The sequence below is a fragment of the Sphingobium sp. SA916 genome (genome assembly GCF_002894065.1).
Classification (GTDB): Bacteria; Pseudomonadota; Alphaproteobacteria; order Sphingomonadales; family Sphingomonadaceae; genus Sphingobium; species Sphingobium fuliginis.
This window is the reverse complement of sequence record NZ_LXYF01000014.1, coordinates 108,486-115,175: the sequence shown is the minus strand read 5'-3', so window position 1 is coordinate 115,175 and position 6,690 is coordinate 108,486. Positions and strand designations below refer to the sequence as shown.

Genomic DNA, 6,690 nt, shown 5'->3' with positions numbered 1-6,690 from the left:
GGCCACTAATCCCATAGCGCCGGCCCAGTCAGCGAGTGCGCTCAATCCGGCTTCAATGAGGTCGCGCACAGCGCCAAGATCGCCCCTCAGCGCCGCGCGACCTCACAGAAACCTCTGGATTCGGTTAGGGGGATCGGACCAGATTCGCAGAGCGCAGCGCGATGTCCGCGTCGCAAGCGGTCTTAAGTCAGCCTATTTTCCAGCTGCACCATCAGATCCATGCGCTCATGGAAAATGGCGACGATGAGCGCCGGCTCCAGTTCTCGCGGCAAGCAGAAGATAAAATGATGTTCGCAATGCAACATGCGAAGCCCCGGATGGAAATCGCTCATATCCCTGAACCCGGCTTGGCCCGTCGCAAGACGCACGATGCCGCGTTCCAGCTTGATCATGTAGGAGCGCACCTGCGTGTCGCCCCATTGCTTCCTGGTATAACGGACGATGGCCCGCAAATCCTCCGCCGCCGCCAGGGTTAGAACATAGGGGGCGGTCAACCGCGGCTAGCCCTGCCGAGTTCCTCGTCAACGATTCCACCCAAATCCTTGTCGGAAAGGCCGCCCGCCAGCCCTTGCGCGATCCGCTCGCCCAGGAGTGCTTTCAACGCTTGCCAGGGTTCATCATCGCCCGAATCGCCAGGGAAGAGGCGTTCGATCGCATATTGCTTGATCGTTTTGCCCTGCAACGCCGCCAGAGCCTTCAGGCTCTGATGCTGCTGGTCGGTAATATCTATCGTCAGGCGACTCATGGAACCTCGCAATCTCACCACAAACCCACATTAGCATAAATGTGGGTTTGTGGTTTGTTCATCCATCAAGGTTGGTCAGGCGCACCATATAATGCGGTGAAGAGCCCTGGCCGGGGCCGAGATGGGTTCGACAGGCATCGACGATCCGCTCCCAGATGGGCGCAGGCATGTCCGAGTCGCTTCCTTCGCCGCTGAGGCTGGGATCGACCATGACGATCACATCCGACCATTCATCAGGTTCGCCGCCACGGTGCCATGTGAATTTGGGCTGGGGCTTGCCGAGCCAGTCCCTGAACGCCGGGTCGCGGAAATATTCCGGCACATTGATCAGCAGGCTACGCCCTACGTGAGGTCTATCCGCAGGATCAGCTATTTGCAGAGCAGCTGGCAAGCTTGCGCTGTCGATCGGGCGCTCCAGTGCTTCCTTCAGGGCCTCGCCGGTGGACTGAATATCGACCCGATCTGCAAAGATCACACAGCGTCCGCCGCCAAATTCACCCGGACGCGCCCGCGAACAGGTGACAGCCCATTCGAAACAGACCGGCGCCTTGGAGAGCGAGACCTGGCAGCATCGCCGGACAAGCTCGGCGATGGGCCAGGGCTGGAAATCGACCGTCCCGGAAATCATAGGGGTCGAGACGGTCGGCTCCTCAAAGCTGTTCCCGCCGGTCAAGTCAGCCCCCAGGATCGGAAATTTCGCATCGTCGAATATCGCGAGGAGGCCGCTCCATGGGTCGTCGGCGTGCGTCGGCGGGAAGGCAGCCAGAAACTCCTGGCTGAGCGCGAATGGCTCCAGTTCGCAGTTGAGATCTTCGGCTGCGTTGAACGCCTCCTCCAACAATGCCATCTCGGCATTGGTGCAGCAGAAGGTAAAGCAGGCGGAAAAATAGGTGTCAGCCATGGCATCTGCCTTTCTTCAGTTCAGAAATGGGAAGGAGCGGCCGCAGCGCCTATCAGGTAGCGCAGCTTGGCCCATGCGGCATCCTCGCCTGCCCGGACGCCCCGGTTGAGACCGCGGGCGTAGAGGCGGAAGGCGATGGCGGCCATTTCGGGCGACGCCTCGGCGGGGATGAATTCGAGGAAATTCTCCTCGTCATCGCGAAGCTCCAGCATGCCAGTGTGACCCGCGATTCGCGTGAGGGCGACGCGGGCAGAGGAATTGAGTTGCTCAAGCCTTGCATTAAAGCGTTCGACGAGCGGATTGTCGGGAACGGTGATGGTCATGGGATCGCTCCTCATGGGCGTGGGGCCGGCATTTTCAAAAGGGACCAGTCGACTGGCGACATTATCGGGGAACCGAATGGTCGGAGGCGAGCCATGCGGCGGCAGCCGCATCGACCGAGTGAGTCAGGAACAGCCCGAAGCAAAATTGCTGGAAGGTGCTGTCGCTGCGCAATTCGGGCGTTCCGATCCTGGCTGCGAGGTCGATTTCAAACTGCTCGGGCGGCGTGACCTGTTCGGCGGGAACCCAGGTCGCGAGGTCATCGCTCTCAGCCCCGCAGAGATCGCAGGTCGTGCAATCATAGATGCCCGACACCTCCCATTGCTGGCTCTCGACATCCCATCGGACGGCGGCATCCCGAACGATCGAATCCGATCCGCAATGGGAGCAGACCGGTTTCAGCCGGCCAGCGAGCGGCGCCAGGTCGGGATCGTCCGGGCCGGGCGCGATGAATTCGACGGTGAAGCTCAGTTCCGGTATCCGCACATCATGATAGGTGCTGGCCTGCGCGGCGGCATGGACCGCGGCCGAGACATCGCCGCCGTCGGGCACTTCGACCTCCATGGTCTCGCTGGCAAAGCATTCACCAGCGCTGAAATATTGGATGCGCACCATAAAAAGGCGCGTCGAATCGGGCGTGGTCGCCATGGTCGTTCTCCTGAGAAATGGTGAAGAGGCCGGCACGGGCGGCCGACCGGGGCGAGGTCAGCGGGCGCGTTCCATCAGCTTGCGCGCCTTGGATTCGAGGTCGAGGCGGCCATCCTGGTGTGGCCGGCTGCGGGCGATCGCCGTGATGCCCTGCACGAAATCATAGATCGAGGCGGGAGGGTGCCCCTCTTCGGCTAGGACGGTCGCGATGATCTTCCCAGTTTCGGCCTTGGAGAAGCCTTCCTTGCGCAGGAAGCTCTCGCGCTCCTCGTCCTTGCGCGCGACGATTTTGGTGCGAGCGGCCGCGATACCGTCGATAAAGGATCGGGGGGAGCTTTCGGCGAAATGTTCGAGCGCTGGCGCTGCTTCATGGGCGAAGCGGTTGGCGGCGAATTTGGAGTGGCGGATGTTGATTTCCTGGAAATTTTCGACGCCCCAGAGATTGCGATTCTGGCAAACCGCGCGAAGGTAAAAGGTCGCTATTCCCAATGACTTGGAGCCAACTTCCGAGTTCCAGGTGTAAAATCCGCGAAAGTAGAGATCGGGCTCGCCATTGGGCAATCGGCCCGCCTCGATGGGGTGAAGGTCGTCGACGAGAAAGAGGAAGACGTCGCGATCCGACGCATAGAGGGTGGTCGTGTCGCTGGTGATGTCGACATGGGGGTTATAGGTCATCGCGCCCCAATCGAGCACGCCGGGCACTTTCCAGCGCGTGTCGCCAGTGCCGTTGCCTGCAATCTTCATCACCGCCGCGACCAGCTCATGATCCCAGATCCGGCCATAGTCGAGACCCGTGACCGCGCGCAATTCGCTCCGGCCATCGCTCGTCTGGAGCAGCTTTACATGTTCGCCCGAATGCGAGATCAGGCCATGTTGAAGATTGATCCCGGCGAGCGCGGCGGGGAGTTGGCGCAGATAGGCCGCCGGCGCGCCAACGAGACTACAGAGCTGGCCGAAGGACCAGTTGGTCGGCGCGACGGGCGCGTCGTCGCCCGGCATCATCAGCGACAGGCGCTCGGGCTCGTCGCTGCGCGCTTCGACCCGGACATTGCGGCTTTCCACGATACGGGTGGTGGCGCGGTCGGCCCGGGTCCGAACGCTGTCGTAAAGCTTGCCGAGCGAGAGAAAGCGCTCGTCCTGCGGGCGGCTGAACCATTCGGACGAAACGCGGGAGTTGTTCGTTCCGCGCGAAATATCCACGCGATACGGGCGCACACCCGCGCGATCGGTTGCGGTGATAGCAGTCATGGGAACCTCCAGGGTTGTGAGGATGGCGATCGCGCCGGGCCGCTGCCCCCACGTCGCCACCCCTCCCTTCCCCCTTTCCTCCTGACCGTCGTGCGGAGCCGAGATCAATGTTGCTCCGTTTCCACGGCGGGAATGTCGCTGATTTCGATCCTGGTCGGGTCAGCGCCGAGATGAATGATGATCATCCTGCCCTGCGGCACCAGCCAACGCAGATGTTTGGAGACGACCGCGCCGCAACGGGTGATCAGCGCTTCGTCCGCGTCGAGGATCTGCTCGATAGCCAGCTGCCGCGCGTCGAGCAGGAATTGGTCGTGCTGGGTTTCCCAGCTGTCGGCGTCACTATCCAGATGGGCCTCGAAGCAGATGGCCTCCAGCAGGTCGATGAGGTCATCAACATCGATCGCGCAAGCACGGGTCATAAAAATCGCCGCGTCCTCAATCTCGTAATCGAGGCATCTATCATAGGAAATGAACAGATCGGCGGCCAAACGGACGGTCTTCTTCGCATCCTCGGCGGTCGCGATATGCAACAGCGCCCTGATGCTGTCCGCGCGCCCTGATTTGAGATCAGGCCGATCGTCGGTCTCGTCGAACAGATGCTCTTTGCCGTCCTGAACGATCAGGAACTCGCAATCTTCGATTCTCGGCAGGGCGTCATACCAGCCATAGCCCGCAAATCCCGGTTCCGGTTCGACGAGCGGCGTAGGAAAATCGGGATTGGCCTCGAGTGCGCGCGCGAGGCATTGGGCGAAGTTGGGATTGTGACAGGGCGTCAGGAGCGCACCCTCCGCGTCGATCAGCCACGCAGCCGCAGAATGCGTGCATTCAGCGGTCAAAGGGGACCATTTCATGAGCCGGGGCCGCGGTTCCGGCAAGTCGACGCCGCGCTCCCTCGCACATAACCAGTCCTTGTGGGAAAGGCGATGGCCCTCCCGCTTTGCGATGGCCCTGAAGATCGCCGTCATAGCGGCGGCGCGCATTCCCTCCAGCCCTGCATTCTCGATCATTTCCTTTCGGGCCGGTAGAACCAGCTGGAGCTGCGGCGCATCGATGATGTCGATCCCCACCGACCATTGGGCCTCGCGCCCACACTCGATCAGGCTGGGCAGCCGGCAGGGAACGGTGACGCCATGGAAGTTGATCCGAGGGACCTGGTCGGAGAGTGTCCTGCCCCTGAAAACGCCAATGCGGCACCCAAGGGCGACCTCAATATGCTCGGCCTCCGCGAGCCAGTCCGCCCGATCGATAGCCTCGCCATCCAGCGTAACCGGCAAGGGGTAATAGGAGGCGGCCGCGGCGATCGAATAGGACAAAGCCTTCTCCCAGGCGGGGCACAGCTCGAAGCATATTTCGGTCCCCGAAGCGATGTCACATGTCTCAATGGCGATAGGGGTGCTGGATTCCCAATCATCGGGGCCGATCACCATCTTCCAGCCGGTGGCATGGCGCGGCGACCAAGATCGGATCTCGACATATCGCCCCGCCAGGCTGAACATGCCCATGCCGGCCGGGTCTTCCCGACGAGCCACATCATCGTCCCAGCCCGATTGCCCCAGCGTGATGAGATCGGCTGGATCGTCTATCCCGGTGCCGTCATCGGCAACACACAGGAGTGATCGACCGCCGTCCGTCTTGGTACTGATTGAGATGTGGCCGGCCGCCCCGCGCCGCCCGTTCTGGAAAAGCTCATTGAGAACGTCCAGCAGTGTCCCATTGAAAAGCCTTGTGATTTTTGTGATCGCCCCCTGCGAAACAGAGGTGGAAACGGTGGTCGAAAGGGTCATGAGAGGTCTCCCGAGGTGACAGCGACCAATGGCCGCGCCAATCCCCCTTCCCCCTCCTCTTCATGTCACCCGATCACGATCCCGGCCGGAGCAATCCGACAGACGCCTGCGCCGTCAGATCACATCAACCCTTGTGGGCGGGAGGCGTGGGATCGATGGTCAGCGGACCCACGATCATGTGGGCGAAGGCATAGTGCGCTTCGATGGCGTCGATCGTCCCAAGTCGCCGGATGTCCTCTATCGAAAAGAGGATTTCGTCATCATCGGTCGCCAGAAAATGTCTGGGGTCGCTCGTACCGTCGTAAACGACCCGTTCCGGTCCGAAGCTGTTGCGGCAGCTGCCGGACCAGCGGGCGAAGGGCAGGCTGTGGGCCTGGCAGAATGTTTCGAGGGCTTCGAACATGCCCCAGGCAATTTCATGTCCACAAAGGAAGAGCGCCTCGCCGCCGACGATGTCCTCATCGACAAACGGACCGCTGTCCCAGTCGCGGCATGCGCCGTCATGCCTGATGGCAGCGCATAACGCGCCGATGAGATCGGATGGAAGGACGCCGCCGATCGACATCGTGACGCTGGCTCGGTCAGCCATGGCAAAGCTCCTGCTTCAAAGGGGGGAAGACGAGCGCCCGACGGGCGCGGGATCAGCGCACAAACATCAGGCGGCGGCTGCCCCGATCAGGAACCGCAGCTTCGCCCAGGCGGCGTCTTCGCCAGCCCGGACGCCGAAGGTCACACCCCGCCCGTAGAGAGAATAGGCCAAGGCCACCATCTCGGAAGAAACCGTGAGGGGCAGTTCGGTGATGAAGCGCCCCTCGTCGTCGATCAGGGCGAGTATTTGTGGGCATCTTCCCGCGCTCGCCACCATCGCGTTCTCAAGCGCAAAGAGGGCGACATGCGCCGTGCATCCTCGTTCAGCGAGGTCGCGGTTGAACTGGGCGATGGCGGTTTCATCGATCAGGCGGTCGGTCATGGGGCATCTTTCGAAAAGGCGCCGATGATCCGTTCACCGGCGTCTTCCCTGCTCCCCCTCCCTCCCGCTTGGA

At 61.8% G+C, this 6,690-nt stretch carries 9 protein-coding genes; all 9 read right to left on the bottom strand.

The genetic code is table 11. The annotated features are described in order from the left end of the window. Positions 1-182 precede the first annotated feature (182 nt). Positions 183-494 (bottom strand): type II toxin-antitoxin system RelE/ParE family toxin, encoded by a 312-nt coding sequence (locus tag A8G00_RS03900; protein WP_103000088.1) that lies wholly within the window; start codon positions 492-494, stop codon positions 183-185. Further along, positions 491-745: an antitoxin gene (locus A8G00_RS03895; protein ID WP_103000087.1), complete on the bottom strand. Its 255-nt coding sequence runs from the start codon at positions 743-745 to the stop codon at positions 491-493. Before A8G00_RS03895 ends, A8G00_RS03900 begins: the two co-directional genes overlap by 4 nt. Before the next feature lie 58 nt (positions 746-803). Further along, entirely contained in the window at positions 804-1,646 is an 843-nt protein-coding gene (locus tag A8G00_RS03890; protein WP_103000086.1) for a hypothetical protein, read from the bottom strand. Positions 1,647-1,666: 20 nt separating this feature from the next. Next, the gene (locus A8G00_RS25435; protein WP_216365594.1) at positions 1,667-1,969 is read right to left on the bottom strand and encodes a hypothetical protein; all 303 of its coding nucleotides are present in this window, start codon (positions 1,967-1,969) and stop codon (positions 1,667-1,669) included. A gap of 61 nt (positions 1,970-2,030) precedes the next feature. After that, complete coding sequence (locus A8G00_RS03880) at positions 2,031-2,615, bottom strand: hypothetical protein (RefSeq protein ID WP_103000085.1); 585 nt, start codon at positions 2,613-2,615, stop codon at positions 2,031-2,033. Between the two features lie 57 nt (positions 2,616-2,672). Continuing rightward, positions 2,673-3,863, bottom strand: a complete 1,191-nt coding sequence (locus tag A8G00_RS03875; protein WP_103000099.1) for a DUF932 domain-containing protein — start codon at positions 3,861-3,863, stop codon at positions 2,673-2,675. Between the two features lie 104 nt (positions 3,864-3,967). Next, entirely contained in the window at positions 3,968-5,647 is a 1,680-nt protein-coding gene (locus tag A8G00_RS03870; protein ID WP_103000084.1) for an ATP-binding protein, read from the bottom strand. 124 nt (positions 5,648-5,771) lie between these two features. Continuing rightward, positions 5,772-6,236, bottom strand: a complete 465-nt coding sequence (locus A8G00_RS03865) for a hypothetical protein (RefSeq protein WP_103000083.1) — start codon at positions 6,234-6,236, stop codon at positions 5,772-5,774. A 66-nt stretch (positions 6,237-6,302) separates the two neighbouring features. Beyond that, positions 6,303-6,617, bottom strand: coding sequence for a hypothetical protein (locus A8G00_RS25430; protein ID WP_216365593.1), 315 nt, complete (start codon positions 6,615-6,617; stop codon positions 6,303-6,305). Between the last annotated feature and the right edge of the window lie 73 nt (positions 6,618-6,690).

Excerpts from the sequence above, each read along its gene's own strand:
- A8G00_RS03865 (WP_103000083.1), bottom strand. The coding sequence starts at position 6,236 with ATGGCTGACCGAGCCAGCGTCACGATGTCGATCGGCGGCGTCCTTCCA.
- A8G00_RS03875 (WP_103000099.1), bottom strand. The coding sequence starts at position 3,863 with ATGACTGCTATCACCGCAACCGATCGCGCGGGTGTGCGCCCGTATCGC.
- A8G00_RS03880 (WP_103000085.1), bottom strand. The coding sequence starts at position 2,615 with ATGGCGACCACGCCCGATTCGACGCGCCTTTTTATGGTGCGCATCCAA.
- A8G00_RS03890 (WP_103000086.1), bottom strand. The coding sequence starts at position 1,646 with ATGGCTGACACCTATTTTTCCGCCTGCTTTACCTTCTGCTGCACCAAT.
- A8G00_RS03895 (WP_103000087.1), bottom strand. The coding sequence starts at position 745 with ATGAGTCGCCTGACGATAGATATTACCGACCAGCAGCATCAGAGCCTG.
- A8G00_RS25430 (WP_216365593.1), bottom strand. The coding sequence starts at position 6,617 with ATGACCGACCGCCTGATCGATGAAACCGCCATCGCCCAGTTCAACCGC.
- A8G00_RS03870 (WP_103000084.1), bottom strand. The coding sequence starts at position 5,647 with ATGACCCTTTCGACCACCGTTTCCACCTCTGTTTCGCAGGGGGCGATC.
- A8G00_RS25435 (WP_216365594.1), bottom strand. The coding sequence starts at position 1,969 with ATGACCATCACCGTTCCCGACAATCCGCTCGTCGAACGCTTTAATGCA.